The following is a 482-nucleotide window of genomic DNA, read 5'->3' as shown; positions in this document are numbered from 1 at the left end:
CCACGAAACCGCCTTCTACGTTTGCACGCGGGCGCTGTCCGCTCCCCAAGCGGCGCGCGCCATCTTCGAGACGGCCAAGGACGGCATTGATCCCGAGCCGGCCTTGAAGCGCTGGGTGTCCTGGGCGCGGCGTTGCCGGCTCGCGCCCTTCAAGCGATTGGGCGCGACCGTGCGAAATCATCTGCGCGGCATCGTCAACAGCGTCCGGCTGGGTCTGTCCAACGGCATGGCCGAATCGATCAACTCCAAGGTCCAGGCGGCCATCGCTCGGGCTCGCGGATTTCGTACGCACCGACATCTGATGACCATCATCTACCTCACCTGCAGCAAGCTTTCACATCTGCCTGCGCCTCCCTATGCCCGACTTGCCACCGCTCTTTGAAATCGGATGGTTCCACTCGAAACAGCATAGACCCATATTGGTACTGCGCCGCAAAGGCTGGAGCGACGCGGTGGCGTGGCATCCCGGACAGGTCCACGAC

General features: G+C 63.3%; 1 protein-coding gene. It reads left to right on the top strand.

Annotated elements, in window-relative coordinates:
• The coding region (locus RM530_RS18460; protein WP_311366734.1) for a transposase at positions 1-382 on the top strand (382 nt) is incomplete at its 5' end.
• Between the last annotated feature and the right edge of the window lie 100 nt (positions 383-482).

It is taken from the genome of Banduia mediterranea (genome assembly GCF_031846245.1).
GTDB classification, from domain to species: Bacteria; Pseudomonadota; Gammaproteobacteria; order Nevskiales; family Nevskiaceae; genus Banduia; species Banduia mediterranea.
This window is presented reverse-complemented; position numbering and strand designations above follow the sequence as displayed.